The organism is Ramlibacter sp. Leaf400 (assembly GCF_001424545.1).
In the GTDB taxonomy this organism is placed as follows: domain Bacteria; phylum Pseudomonadota; class Gammaproteobacteria; order Burkholderiales; family Burkholderiaceae_C; genus Ramlibacter.
This window is the reverse complement of sequence record NZ_LMQL01000008.1, coordinates 35,393-57,911: the sequence shown is the minus strand read 5'-3', so window position 1 is coordinate 57,911 and position 22,519 is coordinate 35,393. Positions and strand designations below refer to the sequence as shown.

At 69.4% G+C, this 22,519-nt stretch carries 24 protein-coding genes; 19 read left to right on the top strand and 5 right to left on the bottom strand.

Annotation, left to right across the window (positions count from 1 at the left end):
• Positions 1 to 30 precede the first annotated feature (30 nt).
• Positions 31 to 723, top strand: coding sequence for a 5'-methylthioadenosine/adenosylhomocysteine nucleosidase (locus ASG30_RS06470; protein WP_055894173.1), 693 nt, complete (start codon positions 31 to 33; stop codon positions 721 to 723).
• A gap of 4 nt (positions 724 to 727) precedes the next feature.
• Here ASG30_RS06470 and ASG30_RS06465 read toward each other — a convergent pair whose 3' ends face one another.
• The 4 genes from ASG30_RS06465 to ASG30_RS06450 form a co-directional block, all read right to left on the bottom strand.
• Positions 728 to 1,417: a hypothetical protein gene (locus tag ASG30_RS06465; protein WP_055894171.1), complete on the bottom strand. Its 690-nt coding sequence runs from the start codon at positions 1,415 to 1,417 to the stop codon at positions 728 to 730.
• Between the two features lie 12 nt (positions 1,418 to 1,429).
• Positions 1,430 to 2,416, bottom strand: a complete 987-nt coding sequence (corA, locus tag ASG30_RS06460) for a magnesium/cobalt transporter CorA (RefSeq protein ID WP_055894170.1) — start codon at positions 2,414 to 2,416, stop codon at positions 1,430 to 1,432.
• 126 nt (positions 2,417 to 2,542) lie between these two features.
• Positions 2,543 to 3,739: a patatin-like phospholipase family protein gene (locus ASG30_RS06455; protein WP_055894168.1), complete on the bottom strand. Its 1,197-nt coding sequence runs from the start codon at positions 3,737 to 3,739 to the stop codon at positions 2,543 to 2,545.
• 45 nt (positions 3,740 to 3,784) lie between these two features.
• A complete protein-coding gene (locus ASG30_RS06450) occupies positions 3,785 to 4,396 on the bottom strand; it encodes a cysteine hydrolase family protein (protein ID WP_055894166.1) in 612 nt (203 codons plus the stop codon).
• A gap of 180 nt (positions 4,397 to 4,576) precedes the next feature.
• On the opposite strand from ASG30_RS06450, the gene ASG30_RS06445 reads away from it, so the two are divergent.
• The 5 genes from ASG30_RS06445 (at position 4,577) to hprK (ending at position 7,114) form a co-directional block, all read left to right on the top strand.
• Positions 4,577 to 4,765: a hypothetical protein gene (locus ASG30_RS06445; protein WP_055894165.1), complete on the top strand. Its 189-nt coding sequence runs from the start codon at positions 4,577 to 4,579 to the stop codon at positions 4,763 to 4,765.
• Positions 4,766 to 4,791: 26 nt separating this feature from the next.
• Entirely contained in the window at positions 4,792 to 4,968 is a 177-nt protein-coding gene (locus ASG30_RS22450) for a hypothetical protein (protein WP_156385445.1), read from the top strand.
• Between the two features lie 254 nt (positions 4,969 to 5,222).
• Entirely contained in the window at positions 5,223 to 5,552 is a 330-nt protein-coding gene (gene hpf / locus ASG30_RS06440; RefSeq protein ID WP_055894163.1) for a ribosome hibernation-promoting factor, HPF/YfiA family, read from the top strand.
• Positions 5,553 to 5,694: 142 nt separating this feature from the next.
• Positions 5,695 to 6,162: a PTS sugar transporter subunit IIA gene (locus tag ASG30_RS06435; protein ID WP_055894162.1), complete on the top strand. Its 468-nt coding sequence runs from the start codon at positions 5,695 to 5,697 to the stop codon at positions 6,160 to 6,162.
• Position 6,163: 1 nt separating this feature from the next.
• Positions 6,164 to 7,114, top strand: a complete 951-nt coding sequence (gene hprK / locus ASG30_RS06430) for an HPr(Ser) kinase/phosphatase (RefSeq protein ID WP_055894160.1) — start codon at positions 6,164 to 6,166, stop codon at positions 7,112 to 7,114.
• A gap of 4 nt (positions 7,115 to 7,118) precedes the next feature.
• Here hprK and fur read toward each other — a convergent pair whose 3' ends face one another.
• On the bottom strand, positions 7,119 to 7,565 hold the full coding sequence (gene fur / locus ASG30_RS06425) for a ferric iron uptake transcriptional regulator (RefSeq protein WP_055894158.1): 447 nt from the start codon (positions 7,563 to 7,565) through the stop codon (positions 7,119 to 7,121).
• Between the two features lie 69 nt (positions 7,566 to 7,634).
• Here fur and ASG30_RS06420 point away from each other — a divergent pair, with 69 nt between their 5' ends.
• The 13 genes from ASG30_RS06420 to ASG30_RS06360 all read left to right on the top strand — a co-directional run bounded on the left by ASG30_RS06420 (position 7,635) and on the right by ASG30_RS06360 (position 22,491).
• Positions 7,635 to 8,198: an outer membrane protein assembly factor BamE gene (locus tag ASG30_RS06420; RefSeq protein WP_055894156.1), complete on the top strand. Its 564-nt coding sequence runs from the start codon at positions 7,635 to 7,637 to the stop codon at positions 8,196 to 8,198.
• A 5-nt stretch (positions 8,199 to 8,203) separates the two neighbouring features.
• Positions 8,204 to 9,031 carry a 4-hydroxy-tetrahydrodipicolinate reductase gene (gene dapB / locus ASG30_RS06415; protein ID WP_082521933.1) on the top strand — a complete coding sequence of 276 codons (828 nt, stop codon included), beginning with the start codon at positions 8,204 to 8,206 and terminating at the stop codon, positions 9,029 to 9,031.
• 37 nt (positions 9,032 to 9,068) lie between these two features.
• Positions 9,069 to 9,719 carry a MotA/TolQ/ExbB proton channel family protein gene (locus tag ASG30_RS06410; protein WP_055894154.1) on the top strand — a complete coding sequence of 217 codons (651 nt, stop codon included), beginning with the start codon at positions 9,069 to 9,071 and terminating at the stop codon, positions 9,717 to 9,719.
• Positions 9,719 to 10,135 carry an ExbD/TolR family protein gene (locus ASG30_RS06405; RefSeq protein WP_055894152.1) on the top strand — a complete coding sequence of 139 codons (417 nt, stop codon included), beginning with the start codon at positions 9,719 to 9,721 and terminating at the stop codon, positions 10,133 to 10,135. The genes ASG30_RS06410 and ASG30_RS06405 overlap by 1 nt, the downstream gene beginning before the upstream one ends.
• Before the next feature lie 47 nt (positions 10,136 to 10,182).
• Positions 10,183 to 12,828, top strand: coding sequence for a leucine--tRNA ligase (gene leuS, locus ASG30_RS06400; protein WP_055894150.1), 2,646 nt, complete (start codon positions 10,183 to 10,185; stop codon positions 12,826 to 12,828).
• Between the two features lie 2 nt (positions 12,829 to 12,830).
• A complete protein-coding gene (locus tag ASG30_RS06395; RefSeq protein WP_055894147.1) occupies positions 12,831 to 13,319 on the top strand; it encodes an LPS-assembly lipoprotein LptE in 489 nt (162 codons plus the stop codon).
• Between the two features lie 104 nt (positions 13,320 to 13,423).
• The gene (rocD, locus tag ASG30_RS06390) at positions 13,424 to 14,653 is read left to right on the top strand and encodes an ornithine--oxo-acid transaminase (protein WP_055894145.1); all 1,230 of its coding nucleotides are present in this window, start codon (positions 13,424 to 13,426) and stop codon (positions 14,651 to 14,653) included.
• Between the two features lie 149 nt (positions 14,654 to 14,802).
• On the top strand, positions 14,803 to 15,867 hold the full coding sequence (holA, locus tag ASG30_RS06385) for a DNA polymerase III subunit delta (RefSeq protein ID WP_055894143.1): 1,065 nt from the start codon (positions 14,803 to 14,805) through the stop codon (positions 15,865 to 15,867).
• 165 nt (positions 15,868 to 16,032) lie between these two features.
• The gene (locus ASG30_RS06380) at positions 16,033 to 17,313 is read left to right on the top strand and encodes a glutamate-5-semialdehyde dehydrogenase (protein ID WP_055894141.1); all 1,281 of its coding nucleotides are present in this window, start codon (positions 16,033 to 16,035) and stop codon (positions 17,311 to 17,313) included.
• Between the two features lie 8 nt (positions 17,314 to 17,321).
• Entirely contained in the window at positions 17,322 to 18,335 is a 1,014-nt protein-coding gene (locus tag ASG30_RS06375) for a DUF6352 family protein (protein ID WP_055894783.1), read from the top strand.
• Between the two features lie 77 nt (positions 18,336 to 18,412).
• Positions 18,413 to 19,708 carry a glutamate--cysteine ligase gene (gshA, locus tag ASG30_RS06370; RefSeq protein WP_055894139.1) on the top strand — a complete coding sequence of 432 codons (1,296 nt, stop codon included), beginning with the start codon at positions 18,413 to 18,415 and terminating at the stop codon, positions 19,706 to 19,708.
• A gap of 117 nt (positions 19,709 to 19,825) precedes the next feature.
• Positions 19,826 to 21,694 carry a potassium transporter Kup gene (locus ASG30_RS06365; protein WP_055894138.1) on the top strand — a complete coding sequence of 623 codons (1,869 nt, stop codon included), beginning with the start codon at positions 19,826 to 19,828 and terminating at the stop codon, positions 21,692 to 21,694.
• An 83-nt stretch (positions 21,695 to 21,777) separates the two neighbouring features.
• Positions 21,778 to 22,491, top strand: coding sequence for a glutathione S-transferase N-terminal domain-containing protein (locus tag ASG30_RS06360; protein WP_055894137.1), 714 nt, complete (start codon positions 21,778 to 21,780; stop codon positions 22,489 to 22,491).
• The last annotated feature ends 28 nt before the right edge of the window (positions 22,492 to 22,519 follow it).

The following is a 22,519-nucleotide window of genomic DNA, read 5'->3' as shown; positions in this document are numbered from 1 at the left end:
TTTTTTCCTGGGGCCGCGCACAATCGGCCCATGCCCACCGCCATCGTCTCCGCCATGCACGAGGAGCTGGCCGCCGTGCTCGCGCTGATGCCCGACGAGGCCCGCCAGAGCGTGGCCGGCCGCGAGTTCTGGGTCGGCCACCTGCACGGCCGCGAAGTGGTGGCGGTGCTCTCGCGCATCGGCAAGGTGGCCGCGGCCACCACGGCCGCGGTGCTCATCGAGCGCTTCGGCGTGTCCGGGATCGTCTTCACCGGCGTGGCCGGCGGGCTCGGCCCCGGCGTGGCGGTGGGCGATGTGGTGGTGGCGGATTCGTTCCTGCAGCACGACCTGGACGCCTCGCCGATCTTTCCGCGCTACGAGGTGCCGCTGTACGGCACCAGTCGCTTTCGCACCGATGCGGCCCTGACCGAACGCCTGGCCGCGGCGGTGAGGAAGGCGCTCCCGCAACAGCGGCTGCACCGCGGCCTGGTGGTCAGCGGCGACCGCTTCGTATCGACGGACGCCGAATGCCGCGCGCTGCAGGCGGCCCTGCCCGACGCGCTGGCGGTGGAGATGGAAGGTGCGGCGGTGGCCCAGGTGTGCCACGACTTCGGCATCCCCTTCGCGGCCGTACGGACGATCTCGGACCGGGCCGACGACGGCGCCGCCGTCGATTTCACCCGCTTCGTGCGCGAGGTGGCCAGCCGCCACAGCGCCGCCATCGTGCAGGCGCTGCTGGCCTGAGCGGTCAGCGGTCGAATTCGCGCGTCAGGCCGATCGTCCAGGACGACTCGCCGGCGCCGCGGATGCGCACGGCGCGGCTGAGGTCCACGATCCAGTCCCTGGTCGGCGTCCAGCGCAGTCCGGCACGCGCGAAATGCCCGCCTTCCTGGCGGTAGCGTTCGGCCGCCAGCTGCCACGCACCGCCGCCGGGCGTCCAGTCGATGGCCACGCCCCCGCGCGACTCGTCGGCGCCGCGGTGCACGAAGTCGCGACCGAGATTGCCGTGCAGGCGCACGTTCTCCACCGCCTCCCAGGTCAGCAGCGCCGCGGCGGTCGTGCCCTGGAAGCGGGGACGAGCATGCGCTTGCCACGACGGGCTGGCCGAGAGGCCCGCGCTCAGGCCGGGCGCGAGTTCGGTCGCCCACTTGATCGCGAGCGAGTGGTCCGAAGTGGACGATCCGTCCTGGCGCTGCGGCTCGGTGGCCGCGCCCAGCTCGAAGGCGCCGACGCGGCATCCCGCGCCCAGGTGCAGCAGGCGCCCGGACGAGGAGGAGCGCTCGTACCAGCTCTCGAGCTTGCAGCGGCCTTCGTCGAGCAGTTCCGCATCGTCGACGCCATGGTGGCCACCGGCCGCCTGGGCCAGGCCCGAGGCGAGGAGCAGGCAAGCCGCAATCGCGGCGTGGATGCGGAAGGGAGTGGGCAGGAGTCGGAGCATTTCTTTTCTTTTTCAGCGCAGCCAGCCGCGCTTTCGGAAGTACCACATGGGCACCAGCGCGCTGGCGGCCATCAGCAGCAGCGCGAACGGGTAGCCCAGACGCCACTGCAGCTCCGGCATGAACTGGAAGTTCATGCCATAGAGGCTGGCCACCAGCGTCGGCGGCAGCAGCGCCACGCTGGCCACCGAGAAGATCTTGATGATCTTGTTCTGGTTGATGTTGATGAAGCCGACGGTGGCGTCCATCAGGAAGTTGATCTTCTCGAACAGGAAGGCCGTGTGGTTGTCCAGCGACTCGATGTCGCGCAGGATCTGGCGCGACTCCTCGAACTGGCTGGCCGACAGCATGCGGCTGCGCATCATGAAGCTCACCGCGCGCCGGGTGTCCATCACGTTGCGGCGGATGCGGCCGTTCAGGTCTTCCTGGCGGGCGATGTCGCCCAGCACCTCGCCGGCCATCTCGTCGGTCACCTCGCCGGCCAGCACCTGCTTGCTCACCTTCTCGAGCTCGTCGTAGATGCCTTCCAGCGTGTCGGCCGAGTATTCGGCATCGGCGTCGAACAGCTTGAGCAGGACGTCCTTGGCATCCTCGATCAGCCCCGGCGCCCGGCGCGCGCGCAGGCGCAGCAGCCGGAACACGGGCACGTCCTCGTCGTGGATGGAGAACAGCACGCCCTTGCTGCGCAGCGTCTCGTTGGCCTGGTTCAGGATGAAGGCCACGCGGACCGAGCTGGGTTGCTCGTCGTCGGCGATCAGGAAGTCGCTGCGGATGTGCAGCTCGCCGTTGTCCTCTTCGTAGAAGCGGGCCGACTCCTCGATGTCCTCGTCCATCGCATCCTCGGGGATGGACAGGCCGTAGTACTGCTTGACCCAGCGCTTCTCTTCGAGGGTGGGCGACTCCAGGTCGACCCAGATCGGCTGGAACCGGGACAGCTCCTCGAGCGACTCGATCTCTTCCTGGAAAAGGCGCCCGTTGGCGAGCGAGAAGATGTTGAGCATGGGCTCACTCCGTGAGAGGTGGGGGGTCGGCGTCGCGTGCAGGCTTCCAACGCCGCTCACGGACGTTGGAAGCTACCGACTGGGGTGCGCTTCCAAGGAGGTCTCTCCGGAATGAGGAAGGCGCGATTATGCCGCGCGCCCCTCGACGAAAGCGAGCAGTTCGCCCTTGCGCGCATACGCATCCTGCTCGCCCAGCGCCATCAGGGCGCGCACGAAAGCGGGCTCGAACAGCAGGTAGCTGGCCACGGCGCCTCCGCCCCTGCGCGTGCCCAGCCCGCCAAGGGCGCGCCGCACCGACGCGGGCAGCAGGTGCACGTGGTCCTGCGCGATCGCGTCGAGCGACTGCGAGGGCTGCACCGCCAGCACCTCCACGCCGCGGAAGGGCAGCAGGGCCGCCACCTCGCGGGGCAGCTGCTGCAGCTCGCGCGTGACGCGCTGGGCCTGTTCGACGTCGGCCTGCAGCGTGTCGTGGAACACGCTGGCCATGGCGTGGCCGGCGATCGCGCCCATGTTGGGCGCGCCGGCCGCCGCCGGGCCGGCCAGGCCGGCCCGCTCGGGCTGGCCGGCGCCCACCACCAGGATGCGCTGCGCACCCAGGTGCATCGCGGGCGACAGCGGCGAGACCTGCCGCATCGAGCCGTCGCCGAAGAACTCGCGCCGGCCGTCCACCCACAGCGGCGTGGCGGGGAACAGGAACGGGATGGCGCTGGAGGCCATCAGGTGCTCGATGGTCAGCGGCTGGAATTCGGCGCGCCGGCCGGGCCGGTTCCAGGACAGGTGGGTGCGGTCGTGCGCCGTGTGGCAGAAGGTCCAGTGCACCCCGCTGGTGTAGCTGGAGGCGGTCACGGCCAGGGTGTCGATCGCGCCGCAGGCCAGCGCCTGCTCGATTCCTTCCAGCGAGACCGCCCGGTGCAGCGTGTCCACCAGCGGCATGGTGTCCAGGATGGCGCCGGCCCGGCGCGCCTGGCCCCACAGCCGCACCGCCGCCACCAGCCGGCTGAAGCGCACCCAGATCGGCAGCTGCAGGTCGTAAACGTCTTCGCAGCGCAGCCGCGCCCAGAACGCGGACAGCTTGTCGAAGGCCTGCAGCCCCTCGCTCGCGGCGCTGGCCAGGTAGGCCGCGTTGAGCGCTCCGGCCGACGTGCCCACCAGCACCTGGAAAGGAAAGGCGCCCGCCGGGCCGGCCTGAAGCCGCAGCATGGACGCCAGCGCCTGCAGCACGCCGACCTGGTAGGCGGTGCGCGCGCCGCCGCCCATCAGCACCAGCGCCGCGCCCGGCCGGGTGGGCGCTTCTCCCGTCTGCATCATCGTCTCGAGTCCCATCGCCGCTTTCCTCGCGGCGCATGGTAGAGCAGCGCCGCCCGCGGCTCAGGGCGCGGGCCGGTCGGGAGACGGTGCCGGGTCCGTGGACGGCCGCACGTCGCACTTGAGCACCGAGCCCATGTACTCCAGCGCGGCGGCCTTGGCCTTCTCCGTCTCCGACGCCGTGCAGTCCGACGGCACCCAGACGCGGTACTCGCGCAGGAAAGCATCGGCCGCGCTCAGCTGCACGCACATGTCGGCGGCCAGGCCGCAGATCACCAGCTCGCGGGCTTCCATCTCATCCAGCAGCAGCTCCAGCGGCGACGCGTAGAAGGCCGAGTGGCGCGGCTTGAGCACGGTCAGGTCGTCCTCCTGGGGTTGCAGCACGCGGGCGATCTCGCCGGCTTCGCCGGGCAGATCCAGGCAACGCGAAACCAGCCGGCGGAAGTCCGACTGCCAGACGCCGAAGTTGTCGTTGGCGTAGATGGTGGGCACGCCCTGCGCACCCAGCCGCTTCTTCAGCCCGGCCGTGGCGCGTGCCGCCGCCAGCGCCGGAGCCGCCAGCTGCTCGGCGCCGGGGAAGTCGAGGGCGGTGATGAAGTCGACCAGCAGAAGTACGCGCTGACTCTTGGGCAGGCGGCGGGGCTGGGTCTCGCAGGCGCGGGAGCTGGGGGGCATTCGGGGATTTTGCGGGTGGCCGCGCACGGTCCGTGACAGCGCAGGGAATGGCTCGGCCGCAGGAGGAGTCCTACAAAGCAGGGCCGACCTGTCCGACATATCCGATGAGGTCCGGCCCCTACATTGGACCTGTCCACTCGGGCGGTGCCACCGTCCGGGGAGTCCCAGGAGCAGTTTTCCATGATCCAGCTAGCGAACGACCCGAATGCGAGCCGTACCAGCTGGCGGCCGGCCGCCGCCGACAAGGCCGCGGCACACGATCCGCGCCGCAGCCGCACCGGCCACGCCTGGCCTTTCCTGAGCCCGCACGCGCGCCGCCCTGCCCAGCAGGAAGGTGCGAAGTCCCCGCGTAACGACAGCGGCAGCTGATGGCCGCCCATCTCCGAAAGCCCCCCATGCTGACCGAATCCAAGAGCCCCAACAAGATTTCCGACACGCCGCGCGACAAGCCGCAAGGCGATCGCGTGGAACACGCCAACCTGGAACGCCCGGGCGCCGCGACCCACCCGCGCATGCGCGGCACCGACTGGTCCCACTACACGCAGCGCGTGAGCGGCTGGCGTCTGAACTGACCTGACACACCGCGCTCGAATGCGCGCGTTTCCGAAGCAAGCGGCCCCTCGTGGGCCGCTTTCGTTTTGCGCGGACCCGGATGCAACGCGTCGGTCGACGCTCGAGAGTTTTAAAGTGTTCGGCTGCGTCCTGCGGCGATTGCAATCGCATGACTCGCACGGCATAGTGGTCCGCAGCGACAGCTCACCTTCTCCCCTCGGTCCGGCGGGTCCTCCGCCGGGCCTTTCAACCCGAGTGCACCAGGAGGCTCTACATGAACTTGACGATCAGCGGTCACCACCTCGTAGTCACCCCCGCACTGAGAAGCTACGTGACCACCAAGCTCGATCGCATCACACGCCATTTCGACCAGGTCGTGGACATCAAGGTCCTCCTCACGATTGAAAGACAGAAGGAAAAGGAACGAAGGCAGCGGGCCGAGTGCCGCATCCACGTCAAGGGCAACGACATGTTCGCCGAGAGCTCGCACGAGGACCTGTACGCGGCCCTCGATGAGCTGGTCGACAAGCTCGACCGGCAGGTCGGCCGCCACAAGACGCGGCTGCAGGACCACCACCATCCGGCAGCCAAGCGGATCATGTGAAGCGTGGGCGGATCGCCGCCCGACCGGAACGAAAAAAGGGGCCTGCGGGCCCCTTCTTCATGGGGCTGTAGCTCGGCCGCAGCACGCCCGTTCGAAGGCCCGTCGAGCCAGGAGGGGAGGTGCATAATCGCCCATCCCGACCATGAATCGCCTCGCAGCCATCCTGCCCGCCGCCCAGGTGCTGGTGAGCGTCGACGCCACCAGCAAGAAGCGGGCGTTCGAAGAGGCCGGCCTGCTGTTCGAGAACCTGCACGGCCTGTCGCGCGCCCTGATCACCGACAGCCTCTTCGCCCGCGAACGGCTGGGCTCCACCGGGCTGGGCCACGGCGTCGCCATCCCACATGGCCGCATCAAGGGCCTGAAGGCGCCGATGGCGGCGCTGTTCCAGCTGGCCAACCCGATCGGCTTCGACGCCCCGGACGAACAACCGGTCAACCTGCTGATCTTCCTGCTGGTCCCCGAGGCCGCGACCCAGAAGCACCTGGAGATCCTCTCCGAAATCGCCGAGCTGCTCTCCGACGCGCCGCTGCGCGAGAAGATCAAGTCCAGCACCGACGCGGCCGAGCTGCACCGGCTGATCGCCACCTGGCAGTCGGCCCAACCGGCGTAGCGTGAAGCCCACCGTCGTCAGCGCCGATGTCCTGTTCGAGGACCATCGCGCGCAGCTGAAATGGGAGTGGGTCGCCGGGCTGGGCGCTTCCGAGCGGCGCTTCGACGAGGTGGCCGTGCGCGCCGCGCGCTCGGGCGCCGACCTGGTCGGCTACCTCAACTACATCCATCCCTACCGGGTGCAGATCCTGGGCGAGCGCGAAGTCGCCTACCTCACCAATGCGACGGCCGAGGACTGCGCCCGCCGCATCTCGCGCATCGTCACGCTGGAGCCGCCGGTGCTGGTGCTCACCGACGACCAGGCCGCACCCGAAGCGCTGCTGTCGCTGTGCGAGCGGGCCCAGATCCCGATGTTCGCGACGCGCGAGCCCTCGGCCTTCGTCATCGACGTCCTGCGCGCCTACCTGTCCAAGCACTTCGCCGAGCGCACCTCGATGCACGGCGTGTTCATGGACATCCTGGGCCTGGGCGTGCTGATCACCGGCGAGAGCGGCCTGGGCAAGAGCGAGCTGGGGCTGGAGCTGATCACGCGCGGCAACGGCCTGGTGGCCGACGATGCGGTCGACCTGTACCGGGTCAACCAGACCACCATCGAGGGCCGCTGCCCCGAGCTGCTGCAGAACCTGCTGGAGGTGCGCGGCATCGGCCTCCTGGACATCCGCGCCATCTTCGGGGAGACGGCCGTGCGCCGGAAGATGCGGCTGCGGCTGATCGTGCACCTGGTGCGGCGCGAGACCATGGAGCGCGAGTACGAGCGGCTGCCCTACGAGCCGCTCACCCAGGACGTGCTGGGCGTTCCCGTGCGCAAGGCCGTCATCCCCGTGGTGGCCGGCCGCAACATCGCCGTGCTGGTGGAGGCGGCGGTGCGCAACACCATCCTGCAGCTGCGCGGGGTGGACACCTACCAGGAGTTCGTCGAGCGGCACCGCCGCGCGATGGAGAAGGGCGGCTGAGCCGCTAGCGGGCGCCCGGTCCGCGGTGCGGCCGGTGCGGGCAATCGTCCTTCGTGCAGTGCGCGTACAGCGACAGGGCGTGGTCGGCGATCGCGAAGCCCTTGGCCTTGGCCACCGCGTGCTGGCGCTTCTCGATCTCGGCGTCGTAGAACTCCTCGACGCGGCCGCAGTCCAGGCACACCATGTGGTCGTGGTGCGTGCCCTCGTTCAGCTCGTACACCGCCTTGCCGCTCTCGAAGTGGCTGCGCGAGAGGATGCCGGCCTGCTCGAACTGGGTGAGCACGCGGTAGACGGTGGCCAGGCCGATGTCCGAGCGCTCCTCCAGGAGCACGCGGAACACGTCTTCCGCCGTCATGTGGCGCTGCGATCCCTTCTGGAACACGTCCAGGATCTTCAGCCGCGGCAGGGTCGCCTTCAGGCCGGTGTTCTTCAGTTCGTCGACGTTGGACATGGCGCTCGCGCGAAGGGGCCACCGAAGGGCTGCCGCTACAATCTTCCGATCATATCGCCGCCCTCGAAGATGCCCTCCACCACCCTCCGCTTCCTGCGCTCCAGCCTCGTGCTCGCGGCGTGCGCCGCGGCGGTCGGCTGCGGCAGCGTCGATGGCGTCAGCCGCCGCATCGCCAGCGCCGTCACGCCCTACAAGGTCGAGGTGGTGCAGGGCAACTTCATCTCACGCGAGCAGGTCGAGCAGCTCAAGCCGGGCCTCTCGCGCCAGCAGGTGCGCGAGCTGCTGGGCACGCCGCTCGTCACCAGCGTGTTCCACGGCGACCGCTGGGATTACGTGTTCACGCTCAAGCGCGACGGCGTGCAGGAGCAGCCGCGCCGCCTGACGCTGTTCTTCACCGGCGATGCGCTGCAGCGCTTCCAGGGCGATCCCATGCCCTCGGAGTCCGAATTCGTCGCCGCCATCGGTGCCAAGCCGCGCGACGCGCGCAAGCCGGTGCTCGAAGCCAGCGAAGAGCAGCTGCAGCGCGCCAGTGCCGCGGCCAAGCCGGCGGGGTCGCAAGCGCCCGCGCCGGCCACGCCTGCGTCGCCGCCGGCAGCCGCTTCGTACCCGCCCCTCGAACCCACCGCGCGCTGAACCGCATGGCCTCCACTCCCCAGGGCGACGCCCTGCACCAGGTCGCCGTCGCCGGCTCCACCGGCCGCATGGGACAGATCCTGATCGAGGCCATCCGCGCCTCGGGCGACTGCCAGCTCGCCGGCGCGCTGGACCTGCCCTCCAGCCCCGCCATCGGCAACGACGCCGCGGCCTTCCTCGGCGTCGCCAGCGGCGTGCCGGTGGTGGCCGACGTGCGCGCCGGCCTGGCTCGCGCCAAGGTTCTGATCGACTTCACGCGCCCCGAGGGCACGATGGACCACCTGGCCGCCTGCCGCGAACTGGGCGTCAACGCGGTGGTGGGCACCACCGGCTTCTCGGCGCAGCAGAAGGACGAGATCGCCGCGATCGCGCGCGACATCGCCATCGTCATGGCGCCCAACATGAGCGTGGGCGTCAACGTCACCTTCAAGCTGCTGGAGATGGCGGCCAAGGCGCTCGCCACCGGCTACGACATCGAGATCATCGAGGCGCACCACCGGCACAAGGTGGACGCGCCCTCCGGCACGGCGCTCAAGATGGGCGAGGTGATCGCCGAGGCCCTCGGGCGCGACCTCGCGTCCAGCGCGGTCTACGCGCGCGAAGGCGTCACCGGCGAGCGCGACCCTTCCACCATCGGCTTTTCCACCATCCGCGGCGGCGACATCGTGGGCGACCACACGGTGCTGTTCGCCGGCACCGGCGAGCGCATCGAGATCACGCACAAGTCGTCCAGCCGCGCCACCTATGCGCAGGGCAGCCTGCGGGCGGTGCGTTTCCTGGCCGGCAGGCGCAGCGGCCTGTTCGACATGTTCGACGTGCTGGGCCTGAAATAGGCGCGGCCCGCCAGCGGCGGGCAAGGGGAGGGCGACGATGGGCATTCCACAGCTGTTCAGCCAGGCCGACGCGATCGGCCGCGCCGTCGCGCTGCTGCTCCTGGTGATGTCGGTGGCCAGCTGGGTGGTGATCCTGTGGAAGGGCTGGCTCTTGCGCCGGGCCGGCGTCGACGTGGCCCGTGCCACCGCCGCCTTCTGGCAGGCGCCCTCGCTGGCCGAAGCGCAGCAGCGCGTCTCGGGCTTCGACCGGGAGCAACTGGTGCTCCCGCTCATCGCCGCCACGCAGTCGCAACCGCCGGGGTCGCTGGCGGCCGCCGGCAACCGCAGCCAGCAGCTCACGCGCGTGCTGCGCGACGCGCTGCATGCGGTGCTCGACAAGCTGCAGTTCGGCCAGGTGCTGCTGGCCACGGTGGGCTCGACCGCGCCCTTCGTCGGCCTGCTGGGCACCGTCTGGGGCATCTACCACGCGCTCACCGGCATCGCGGCCGCCGGCCAGATCAGCATCGACCGCGTGGCCGGCCCGGTGGGCGAGGCGCTCATCATGACGGCCGCCGGCCTGGCGGTCGCCATCCCCGCCGTGCTGGGCTACAACATCTTCGGCCGCCGCATCGGCCGCATCGAGGCCGACCTCGAAGGCTTCGCGCGCGACCTGCGCGAGCTGGCCGCCCACCACCCGGAGGGCCGCTGATGCCCTTCGGCCGGCTCGAGCGGACGGAAGTCCCGCGACCGATGAGCGACATCAACGTCACGCCGCTGGTCGACGTGATGCTGGTGCTGGTGGTGATCCTGATCATCACGGCGCCACTGATGGCCAGTTCGCTTCGGCTGGACCTGCCGCGAGCCGAGGGCGCCAAGCCCCAGGACGCGCCGAAGTTCGTCACGGTGGGGCTGGACAAGCAGGGCGGCGTCTTCCTGGACGAGAAGCCCGTCAACGATGAACAGCTGGCGCAAGGCCTGTCGGAGGCGGCGCGCCGCGATCCGGACACCGAGGTCCAGCTGCGCGCCGACCAGTCCGTGCCCTACGGCCGGGTCGTCCAGGTGATGGGCGCGGCCCAGAAGGCGGGCCTGGCCCGCATCGGGTTCGTCGCCGAGCCCCCGCGATAAGGCCTTGCGCCTCGGGCCGGCGGCAGGCCCCACCTAGAATTCCCGCCATGCAAGAAAAGTACAACCACCTCGAGGTCGAGCGGGACGCGCAGTCGCACTGGACCGCACGCGACGCGTACCGCGTGGTCGAGGATGCGCGCAGGAAGAAGTTCTACGCCTGTTCCATGCTGCCCTATCCGAGCGGCAAGCTGCACATGGGACACGTGCGCAACTACACGATCAACGACATGTTGACGCGCTACCTGCGCATGAACGGCTACAACGTCCTCATGCCCATGGGATGGGACGCCTTCGGCCTGCCGGCGGAGAACGCGGCGATGAAGAACGGCGTGCCGCCGGCCAAGTGGACCTACGACAACATCGCCTACATGAAGGGCCAGATGCAGGCCATGGGCCTGGCGATCGACTGGTCGCGCGAGGTCGCCACCTGCGACCCCAGCTACTACAAGTGGAACCAGTGGCTGTTCCTGAAGATGCTGGAAAAGGGCATCGCCTACCGCAAGACCCAGGTGGTCAACTGGGACCCGGTCGACCAGACCGTGCTGGCCAACGAGCAGGTGATCGACGGCAAGGGCTGGCGCACCGGCGCGGTGGTGGAAAAGCGCGAGATCCCCGGCTACTACCTGAAGATCACCGATTACGCGTCGGAGCTGCTCGACCACGTGGAGCACAAGCTCCCGGGCTGGCCCGAGCGGGTCAAGCTGATGCAGGAGAACTGGATCGGCAAGAGCGAAGGCGTGCGCTTCGCCTTCACCCACGACATCCGCGACCCCGAAGGCCACCTGATCGGCGACGGCCGCATGTACGTGTTCACGACGCGCGCCGACACCATCATGGGCGTGACGTTCTGCGCCGTGGCGCCCGAGCACCCGCTGGCCACGCACGCCGCCCGCACCAATCCCAAGCTGGCCGCGTTCATCGACGAATGCAAGAAGGGCGGCACCACCGAAGCCGAACTCGCGCTGCGCGAGAAGGAAGGCCTGCCCACCGGGCTGACGGTGACGCACCCGCTCACCGGCGAGCCGATCGACCTCTGGGTCGGCAACTACGTGCTGATGGGCTACGGCGACGGCGCCGTGATGGGCGTGCCGGGCCATGACGAGCGCGACTTCGAATTCGCGCTCAAGTACCAGCTGCCGATCGTGGAGGTGGTGCACGTCGACGGCGAGACCTACGACTACCACCACTGGCATGACTGGTACGGCGACAAGGAGCGCGGCGTCACCATCAACTCCGACAACTTCAGCGGCTACAGCTACCAGCAGGCCGTCGACGCGGTGGCCCACGCGCTGCAGCAGAAGGGCCTGGGGGAAAAGAAGGTCACCTGGCGGCTGCGCGACTGGGGCATCAGCCGCCAGCGCTACTGGGGCACGCCGATCCCCATCATCCACTGCGAGGAGCACGGCGCCGTGCCGGTGCCCGAGAAGGACCTGCCGGTGGTGCTGCCGCAGGACTGCGTGCCCGATGGCAGCGGCAACCCGCTGAACAAGCGCGAGGACTTCCTGGCCTGCAGCTGCCCGGTGTGCGGCAAGCCCGGGCGCCGCGAGACCGACACCATGGACACCTTCGTCGACTCGTCCTGGTACTTCATGCGCTACTGCGATCCCAAGGACGACCGCGCCATGGTGTCCGAAGGCACGCAGTACTGGATGCCGATGGACCAGTACATCGGCGGCATCGAGCACGCCATCCTGCACCTGCTGTACGCGCGCTTCTGGACCAAGGTGATGCGCGACCTGGGCCTGGTGAAGATCGACGAGCCGTTCACCCGCCTGCTCACGCAGGGCATGGTGCTCAACGAGGCCTTCTCGCGCACCGGCGCCAAGGCCGGCAAGCAGTACTACTGGGCGCACGACCTGGACATCGCGCGCGACGAGCACGCGCGCGTGATCTCCGCCACCGCCAAGGCCGACGGCCAGCCGGTGGTCTACGAGGGCTGGACCACCATGTCCAAGTCCAAGAACAACGGCGTCGACCCGCAGGAGCTGATCGAAAAATACGGTGCCGACACCGCGCGCCTGTACACCATGTTCACCGCGCCGCCCGAGGCCACGCTGGAGTGGAACGACGCCGCGCTGGAGGGCAGCTACCGCTTCCTGCGCCGCGTGTGGCAGTTCGGCCATCGGCTGGCGCCTTCGGGCTCGGCGGCCGGCTTCGCGCAGCGGCTGGGCAAGGCCTCGCACTTCGGCAAGCAGACCAAGGCCCTGCGGCGCGAGGTGCACACGGTGCTCAAGCAGGTGGACTACGACTACGTCCGCATGCAATACAACACCGTGGTGTCGGGCGCGATGAAGATCCTCAACGCGCTCGAGGACTTCAAGGGCGCCGGCGAGGAGGGCGCCGGGACGGCGCTGGCCGAAGGTTTCGCCATCCTGCTGCGTGTGCTCTATCCGGTGACGCCCCACGTCACCCATGCGCTGTGGCAGGAGCTGGACTACGTGGCGGCCCATGGCGAGTTGCTCGACGCGCCCTGGCCCAAGGTGGACGAGCGCGCGCTGGAGCAGGAAGAGGTCGAAATGGTGGTGCAGGTCAACGGCAAGCACCGCGGCTCGGTGCTGGTGCCGGCCGGCGCGTCCAAGGACGAGATCGAGCGGCTGGCCCTGGCCAGCGAGGCCTTCGCCAAGTTCGGCGGCGGCGCCGCGCCCAAGAAGGTGATCGTGGTGCCAGGCCGGCTGGTCAACGTGGTGGTGTGAGCATGGACCGCCGCCTGTTCCTGGCCGCCGGTGGCGCCGCGCTCGCGGGCTGCGGCTTCGAGCTGCGCAAGGCGCCCGACTTCGCCTTCCAGACCATCGCCATCCCCGCCGCCGGGCCGGTGGCCAACGAACTGCGCCGCACCATGGGCGCCGCCGGCAACGTGCAGGTGACGCCGCGCCAGACCCCGGCCGACCAGGCGCAGGTGATCCTGGACCTGCTGGCCGAGCTGCGCGAGAAGGTTGTCGTGGGCCTGAACGCCAGCGGCCAAGTGCGCGAGTTCCAGCTGCGCTCCAAGGTCAAGTTCCGCCTGCGCACGCCGCAGGGCCGCGAGCTGATCCCGGAGACCGAGCTGGTCCAGCAGCGCGACATCAGCTTCAACGAATCGGCCGTGCTGGCCAAGGAAGCGGAAGAGGGCCTGCTCTACCGCGACATGCAGACCGACCTGGTGCAGCAGCTCATGCGCCGGCTGGCGGCGGTCAAGACCGTATAACCCCCTCGGGCCATGTTGTCGCGGCGTTCTCCGACGCCGCCATGGTCGCGCGCGGCCTAGACTGGCTCAACAAGGGCCGTTCCCCGGCCCGCGGGAGCGCTGCGATGGACAGCCAGACCGGACCCGGCAGCGGCGACTATGTTGCCCTGGAAGCGCGCTACGGGGCGCGCAATTACCTCCCCGTCCCGGTGGTCGTGGACCGGGCGCTCGACTGCCTGGTGTGGGACGTCGAGGGCCGCGAGTACATCGACATGATGGGCGCGTACTCGGCCGTGAGCCACGGCCACCTGCACCCGCGGTTGGTCGCGGCCGCCCAGCGCCAGCTCGGCAAGGTGGCGGTGACCTCTCGCGCCTACTACGGCAACACGCTGGGGCCTTTCCTGGCCAAGCTGTGCTCGGTGGCCGGATTCGACCGCGCGCTGCCGATGAACACCGGCGCCGAGGCGGTGGAGACCGCGATCAAGTGCGCCCGCCGCTGGGGCTACCGCGTCAAGGGCATCCCCGACGGCCAGGCCGAGATCCTGGTGGCGCGCGGCAACTTCCACGGGCGCACCAACACCATCATCGGCTTCTCCAGCGAGCCCGAGTACCGCGCCGGCTTCGGGCCGTTCACGCCGGGATTCCGCCACTTCGATTTCGGCGACATGGCCAGCATCGAGGCCGCGGCCTCGCCCCACACCTGCGCCGTGCTGATCGAGCCCATCCAGGGCGAGGCGGGCGTGGTGGTGCCGCCGCCCGGGTTCTTCCGGGCGCTGCGCGACTGGTGCACGAAGAATCGCGTGCTGCTGATCGACGACGAGGTGCAGGCCGGGCTGGGCCGCACCGGCCGCTGGTTCGCTTTCGAGCACGAAGGCATCCGGCCCGACGGGCTGATCCTGGGCAAGGCGCTGGGCGGCGGGCTGCTGCCGGTGAGCGCCTTCCTGGCCGACGACGCGGTGATGAACGTGTTCGACCCGGGCAGCCACGGCTCGACCTTCGGCGGCAACGCGCTGGCGGCGGCGGTGGCGCTGGAAGGCTTGCGCGTGCTGGAGGAGGAGCACCTGGTCGATCGCGCGGCCGAGCTGGGGCCCTACCTGATGGACCGCCTTCAGGAGGTGCAAAAGGCCGCGGGACCGCTGATCCGCGACGTGCGCGGTCGCGGACTGTGGGTCGGCGTCGACATCGACCCGGCGCACGGCAGCGCGCGGCGGCTGGTGGAGAGGCTGGCCGAGCGCGGCGTGTTGTCGAAGGAAACGCACGAGACGGTGATCCGCTTCGCGCCTCCGCTGACGATCACGAGGGCGCTGATCGACAAGGCGTGCGGGGTCTTCCGCGAGGTGGTGTTGCGCCCCTAGCCCCGTCATTCCCGCGAAGGCGGGAATCCAGCGCAGCGCGTCTCGGTGCTTCTGGAAGGCGGACGTCCTGGATTCCCGCCTTCGCGGGAATGACGGGAGAGTGGGCACGAAGGCCGGGACCGCGGAGCCCGCACCTACAATCTCCGCCCATGCAGCTCGCCCCCGCCCAGCTGTCCGCGCACCTCGCCAAGGGCCTGAAGTCGCTCTACACCCTGCACGGCGACGAGCCCCTGCTGGTGCAGGAGGCCGCCGATGCCATCCGCGCCGCGGCGAAAACCCAGGGCTACACCGAACGCACCGTCCACACCGTCGCCGGCGCGCACTTCGACTGGAGCGAGGTGCTCGCGGCCGGCGGTTCGCTCAGCCTGTTCGCCGAGCGGCAGATCGTCGAGATCCGCATCCCTTCGGGCAAGCCCGGCAAGGAGGGCAGCCCCGCGCTGCAGCAACTGGCGCAGAGCGCCGAAGGCAACGACAGCACGCTCACGCTGGTGCTGCTGCCGCGCCTGGACAAGATGACCAAGACCGGCGCGTGGTTCGGCGCGCTGGAGAGCTACGGCGTGACGATCCAGGTGGAGGGCATCGAGCGCGCGGCGCTGCCGCAATGGATCGCGCAGCGCCTGGCCCGCCAGGAGCAGCGCGTCGGGGCCGGCGAGGAGGGCCAGCGCACGCTGCAGTTCTTCGCCGACCGCGTCGAAGGCAACCTGCTGGCCGCGCACCAGGAAATCCAGAAGCTTGCCCTGCTGTACCCCGCGGGCGAGCTGAGCTTCGAGCAGGTGGAAAGCGCCGTGCTGAACGTGGCCCGCTACGACGTCTTCAAGCTCTCCGAGGCGGTGCTGGCCGGCCAGCTCGCGCGCGTGCAGCGCATGCTCGATGGCCTGCAGGCCGAAGGCGAGGCCGAGGTGCTGGTGCACTACACGCTGGCCGAGGACATCCGCGCGCTCAAGCGGGTCAAGGATGCGATGGGCGCCGGCCGGCCGCTGCCGGTCGCGCTGCGCGAGCAGCGCGTCTGGGGCCTCAAGGAGCGCCTGTTCGAACGCGTTCTGCCGCGCCTGTCGGCCACGGCCCTGGACAACCTGCTGCACGCGGCCCACACCGTGGACGGCATCGTCAAGGGTTTGAAGGCGCCGGGCTGGCCCACGGACGGCTGGCAGGCGCTGCACCGGCTGGCGGGCGACCTCTGCCGCGAGTGCGCCCCGGCCGCCCAGCGCCGCTGACCGGCGCGGCGGGCATCCCGTTCCCGACCCGCGGGCCGCGTCACCGCCCTCGCCCCTGTCCTGTCATTCCCGCGAAGGCGGGAATCCAGTGCTTCCCCGGGCGGCGAAACCAAGCCCTGGTTCCCCGCCTCCGCGGGGACGACGTAGTGGCGGGATAATCGGCCTGTGAACGCGCTCAACATCGCCGAATACATGCAGACCCTGGGCGTGCAGGCCCGGCAAGCCGCCGCCCGCATGTCGTCCGCGACCGCCGCCGAGAAGAACGGCGCGCTGCGGACCCTCGCGGCCAGGCTGCGCGGTTCCATCGAGGTCCTCGCGAAAGACAACGCCAAGGACATCGAGCGCGCGCAGGCCGCCGGCCTGGCCGCGCCCCTGGTCGACCGCCTCAAGCTCACGCCGAAGATCGTGCAGACGCTGGCCGAAGGCTGCGAGCAGCTCGCGGCGATGCCGGACCTCATCGGCGAGATCCGCGGCATGGCCCAGCAGCCCAGCGGCATCCGCGTGGGCCAGATGCGGGTGCCGATCGGTGTGTTCGGCATGGTGTTCGAGAGCCGTCCCAACGTGACGATCGAGGCGGCCAGCCTGTCGATCAAGAGCGGCAACGCCTGCATCCTGCGCGGCGGCTCCGAGGCCATCGAATCCAGCAAGGCGCTGGCGCGCCTGGTGCGCGAGTCGCTGGCCGAGGCCGGCCTGCCCGAGGACGCGGTGCAGCTGGTGCAGACCACCGACCGCGAGGCCGTGGGCCAGCTGATCGCCATGCCGCAGTTCGTCGACGTCATCATCCCGCGCGGCGGCAAGGGCCTGATCGAGCGCATCAGCCGCGACGCCAAGGTGCCCGTGATCAAGCACCTGGACGGCAACTGCCACGTGTACGTCGACGATCCCTGCGACGTCGACATGGCGGTGACGATCGCCGACAACGCCAAGACCCAGAAGTACAGCCCCTGCAATGCCAGCGAAGGCCTGCTGGTCGCGCGCGGCGTGGCGGCGCGGTTCCTGCCGAAGATCGGTGCGGTCTACGCCGCCAAGGGCGTGGAGATGCGCTGCGATCCCGAGGCGAAGAAGGTGCTGGCCTCAGTGCCTGGCGCCAACCTCCAGGACGCCACCGAGCAGGACTGGTACGAGGAATACCTCGCACCCATCATCAGCATCAAGGTGGTGGACGGGCTCGATGAAGCCATCGCCCACGTCAACCACTATTCCAGCCACCACACCGACGCCATCGTCACGCGCGACCACGTGCACGCGCAGCGCTTCCTGCGCGAGGTGGACTCGGCCAGCGTGATGGTCAACGCCAGCACCCGCTTCGCCGACGGCTTCGAGTACGGGCTGGGCGCCGAGATCGGCATCAGCACCGACAAGTTCCACGCGCGCGGACCGGTCGGCCTCGAAGGCCTGACCTCGCTCAAGTGGGTGGTGCTCGGCCAGGGCGAGATCCGCCGCTAGTGCCGCCCATGCCCGATTTCTGGACCGGCTGCGGCTGGCACCTCCTGCAGCGCGCCCCCGACGGCCAGCTGCTCGTGACCGACGACTTCCTGCGCAGCCTGCTGCTGCGCCCCGAGCTGGCGCCGGTGGCCGAGTCCTGCGACGCCGAACGCGCACTGCACCACGCCCTGCTCGACGCGCCCCGCCAGGCCGTCGACGCGGCCCGGCTGCAGGCCCTGGCCGACGAGGACGCGCGCGCCAACTACCAGGTCTGGCTGCGTTTCCGCGAAAGGCTGCTGGTGCGCCCGACGCTGGAAGGCAGCTACCTGCAGCTGTTCCGCGCCGACGTCGACGTGCCGCCGGTGCTGGTGCACCTGCTCACGCAGGTGATCCTGCGCCAGGTGCTGGGCGACGAAGCGACGCCGATGGAGGCGCGAGCGGCGGAGATGCTGTTCCGCACCCAGCGCATCGCCATCCAGGACGACGGCCACGTCATGGCCGCGGACGAGCAGACCGTCGAGCGCCAGGCCCAGGCCAGCTTCGGCGGCATCGGCGAGCTGCTGCGCCAGGCCGGCGCCATGCCGCGCACCGCCGAACTGGACGTGCTGGGCGACGACAACGCCGACGGCTACTGGGCCCGCAGCGAGGCGCACGATTTCGTCATCAGCCTCAACCACGGCCAGCCCGCGCTGGCCGCGCTGTGCCGCGTGATCGAGCGCTGGGTGAAGCACTTCCTGGCCGTCGACGTGCGGGTGCAGCCCGAAGGCGAGATCGACGACGAGCAGTGGGTCTGGCACGTCGGGCTGGATGCGCAGGCCAGCGCCGTGCTCAATGCGCTGTACCAGGGCGAAGAGGTCGATCCGGCGCAGGGCAAGCGCATGCTGTGCCTGTTCCGGCTGGACTTCGACGAGCCGCAGGTCGTGCTGCCGCAGGTGGCCGGCCACCCCGTGTACCTGGCGATGGCCATGGACGAAGCCAACCGCCTGCGCCTGAAGCCCCAGAACCTGCTGCTCAACCTGCCCCTGGCCCGACCGGCGGCGTAAGCCCGCGGCTTGCAAGCGCCGCGCGCGCCCCCAGATTCCTACAATCGTCTGGACAACTCCCTCGAGCGAGCGTTTGCATGGTCCCCCACCTCATCACGGCCCTGTCCGGGCCGATCAACGAACTCGAGGAACGCATCCTGGAGTCTATGCCCGCCATCGAGCGCTGGTTCCGGCTCGAGTGGATGGAGCACACGCCGCCGTTCTATACCTCGGTGGACGTGCGCAATGCCGGCTTCAAGCTGGCCCCGGTGGACACCAACCTGTTCCCCGGCGGCTGGAACAACCTGACGCAGGAGATGCTGCCGCTGGCGGTGCAGGCCGCGATGGCGGCCATCGAGAAGATTTGCCCCGAGGCGCGCAACCTGCTGGTGATCCCCGAGAACCACACGCGCAACACGTTCTACCTGGCCAACGTGCTGCAGTTGAAGCGCGTCTTCCACATGGCGGGGCTGAACGTTCGCATCGGCTCCATCAGCCCGGAGATCAAGGAGCCCACCACGATCAACCTGCCCACCGGCGAATCGATCGTGCTGGAGCCGGTGGTGCGCACCAAGACGCGGCTGGGCCTGAAGGACTTCGATCCCTGCACCATCCTGCTCAACAACGACCTCTCGGCCGGCCCGCCCGGCATCCTGGAGGACCTGCACGAGCAGTACCTGCTGCCGCCGCTGCACGCGGGCTGGTCGGTGCGGCGCAAGAGCCGCCACTTCCAGAGCTACGAGGAGGTGTCCAAGCGCTTCGGCAAGATGCTGGGCATCGACCCGTGGCTGATCAATCCCATGTACAACAAGTGCGGGGAGATCGACTTCGCCGAGGGCTCGGGCATGGACTGCCTGACCACCAACGTCGATGCGCTGCTGACCCGCATCCGCAAGAAGTACAAGGAATACGGCATCAACGAGAAGCCGTTCGTGATCGTCAAGGCCGACAACGGCACCTACGGCATGGGCATCATGACCGTGCGCGACGTCAAGGACCTGGACCAGCTCAGCCGTCGGGCCAAGAACAAGATGTCCGTCGTCAAGGACGGCCGCGAAGTCAACGACGTCATCATCCAGGAGGGCGTCCAGACCTACGAACGCATCCATGACGCCGTGGCCGAGCCGGTGGTCTACATGATGGACCGCTACGTGGTCGGCGGCTTCTACCGGGTGCACCCCGAGCGCGGCATCGACGAGAACCTCAACGCGCCAGGTGCGGGGTTCGTGCCACTCGCTTTCGCCGAGAGTACGCGCTTACCCCAGCCCGGCGAGAAACCCGGCGCCAGCGCCCCCAACCGCTTCTACATGTACGGGGTGATCGGCCGCCTGGCCATGCTGGCCGCCAGCTACGAGCTCGAGGCCACCGACCCGGAAGCCGAGAGCTACGACTAAAGCGCTTGCGGGCGGTTGTTGCGCTGCAACATGGCGCGACAAAAGGCGCACAATAACCGTCCCCTAAGGAACGGAACCCCGCCGCCGGCCGTGCCGGCGCCAAGACGGGGCCCTGACTTGCAAAGCTCCAAATCACCGCTTGCGGCGCTCACCCTGGCCGCCATCGGCGTCGTCTACGGCGACATCGGCACCAGTGTCCTGTACTCGCTGAAGGAAGTCTTCGGCTCCGGGCACGTGGAATTCACCACCGGCAACGTCTACGGGATCCTCTCGATCTTCTTCTGGACGCTGACGGTCATCGTCTCGCTCAAGTACGTGGTGCTGGTGCTGCGGGCCGACAACAACGGCGAGGGCGGCCTGATCGCCATGCTGGCCCTGGCCTCGCAGGCGGTGAAGGACAAGCCCCGCCTGCGCTCGGTGCTGCTGGCCATCGGCATCTTCGGCACCTCGCTGTTCTACGGCGACGGCGTCATCACGCCGGCGATCTCGGTGCTGTCGGCGGTCGAGGGCCTGGAGGTGGTGTCGCCGCGCTTTGCCGAATGGGTGATCCCGCTCACGCTGCTGATCCTGTTCGGCCTTTTTGCCGTGCAGAAGAACGGCACCGGCGGCGTCGGCCGCTACTTCGGCCCGATCACCGTGGTGTGGTTCGGCGTGCTGGCCGTGCTGGGCGTGGGCAACATCCTGCGCCACCCCGAGATCCTGCAGGCCATCAGCCCGCACCATGCGATCGGCTTCATGTGGCACCACCCCGGCACCACCTTCATCGTCCTGGGCGCGGTGGTGCTGTGCGTCACCGGCGCCGAGGCGCTGTACGCCGACCTGGGCCACTTCGGCAAGAAGCCGATCCGGCTGGCCTGGTTCGCGGTGGTGATGCCCTCGCTGACGCTCAACTACTTCGGCCAGGGCGCGCTGCTGCTGGACCGGCCCGACGCGGTGAAGAACCCGTTCTTCCTGATGGCGCCGGACTGGGCGCTGCTGCCGCTGGTGGGGCTGGCCACCGCCGCGACGGTGATCGCGTCGCAGGCCCTGATCACGGGCGCCTTCAGCGTGACCCGCCAGGCCATGCAGCTGGGCTACCTGCCGCGCATGGACGTGCAGCACACCAGCGTGCGCGAGACCGGCCAGATCTACATCCCGTTCGTCAACTGGGGCCTGTTCGTGGCCATCGTGCTGGCGGTGGTGCTGTTCCGCTCCTCGAGCAACCTGGCGGCGGCCTACGGCATCGCGGTCACGCTGGACATGCTGATCACCACCACGCTCACGTTTTTCGTGATCCGCTACAGCTGGAAGTACCCGCTGTGGCTGTGCGTGGCCGCCACCGGCTGCTTCTTCCTGGTGGACTTCGCCTTCTTCGCGTCCAACATGCTCAAGCTGCTGGCGGGCGGCTGGTTCCCGCTGATGATCGGCAGCTTCATCTTCACGCTGATGATGACGTGGAAGAAGGGCCGCGCCATCCTCAACGAGAAGCTGCGGGCCGACGCCATCGACCTGCCCAGCTTCCTGGACGCGGTGTTCGTCAACCCGCCCACGCGGGTGGAGGGCACGGCGGTTTTCCTCACGGCGGAACCCGGCGCGGTGCCTAACGCGCTGCTGCACAACCTCAAGCACAACAAGGTGCTGCACGACCACAACCTGTTCGTCACGGTGCGCAGCCACGAGGTGCCCTGGATCGGCGGCACCAAGCGGCTGGAGGTCGAGCCGCTCGGCCACAACTGCTGGCAGGTGGTGGTCCACTACGGCTTCAAGAACGACTTCGACGTGCCGCGCGCGCTGGAACACATGCGCACCCGCGGCTGCGAGATCCAGCCCATGACCACCAGCTACTTCCTCTCGCGCGACGTGGTCGTGCCCACCATCGGCAGCGGCATGGCGCCCTGGCGCGAGAAGCTGTTCGCCCAGATGCACCACAACGCCGGCGCGGCGGCGGACTTCCTCAAGCTGCCCAACAACGCGGTGGTGGAGCTGGGCTCCAAGATCGAGATCTGAGGCGCGGCGGCCGGCGGCGCTAGCACGTCGCCCGAGTCCCCGCGGGCCCTGGGCCTTGGCCTTGCATGCTACGGTGGCGCCCCATGCCCCACACGCTTTCCGACCATCCCATCACCCGCAAGTGGCCGGCCCGGCACCCGGACCGCCTGCAGCTGTATTCCCTGCCCACGCCCAACGGCGTGAAGATCTCCATCGCGCTCGAGGAAACCGGCCTGCCCTACGAGGTGCACCGCGTCGACTTCGAGCGCAAGGACCAGCTGTCGCCCGAGTTCCTGTCGCTCAACCCGAACAACAAGATCCCGGCCATCCTCGATCCCCAGGGCCCCGGCGGCGAGCCGCTGGCGCTGTTCGAGTCCGGCGCCATCCTGCTGTACCTGGCGGAGAAGACCGGCCAGCTGCTGCCCAGCGATGCCGCGGACCGCTGGCGCGCGGTGCAGTGGCTGATGTTCCAGATGGGCGGCGTCGGCCCGATGTTCGGCCAGGTCGGCTTCTTCCATAAGTTCGCCGGCAAGGACTACGAGGACAAGCGCCCGCGCGACCGCTACCTGGCCGAGTCGCGGCGGCTGCTCGCGGTGGTCGACGGCCAGCTGGCGCGACACGCCTGGATCGCCGGCCCGCAGTACGGCGTGGCGGACATCGCCACCTTCCCCTGGATCCGCAACATCGTCGGCTTCTACGGCGCCGGGGACCTGGTGGGCTTCGACGACTTCAGGCACGTGCGGCGCGGGCTGGACGCCTTCCTCGCGCGGCCGGCCGTGCAGCGCGGCCTGGCCATCCCGGCGGCGCCCAAGGCCTGAGCGCGTCCCTTCAAAGTCCCGACAATCC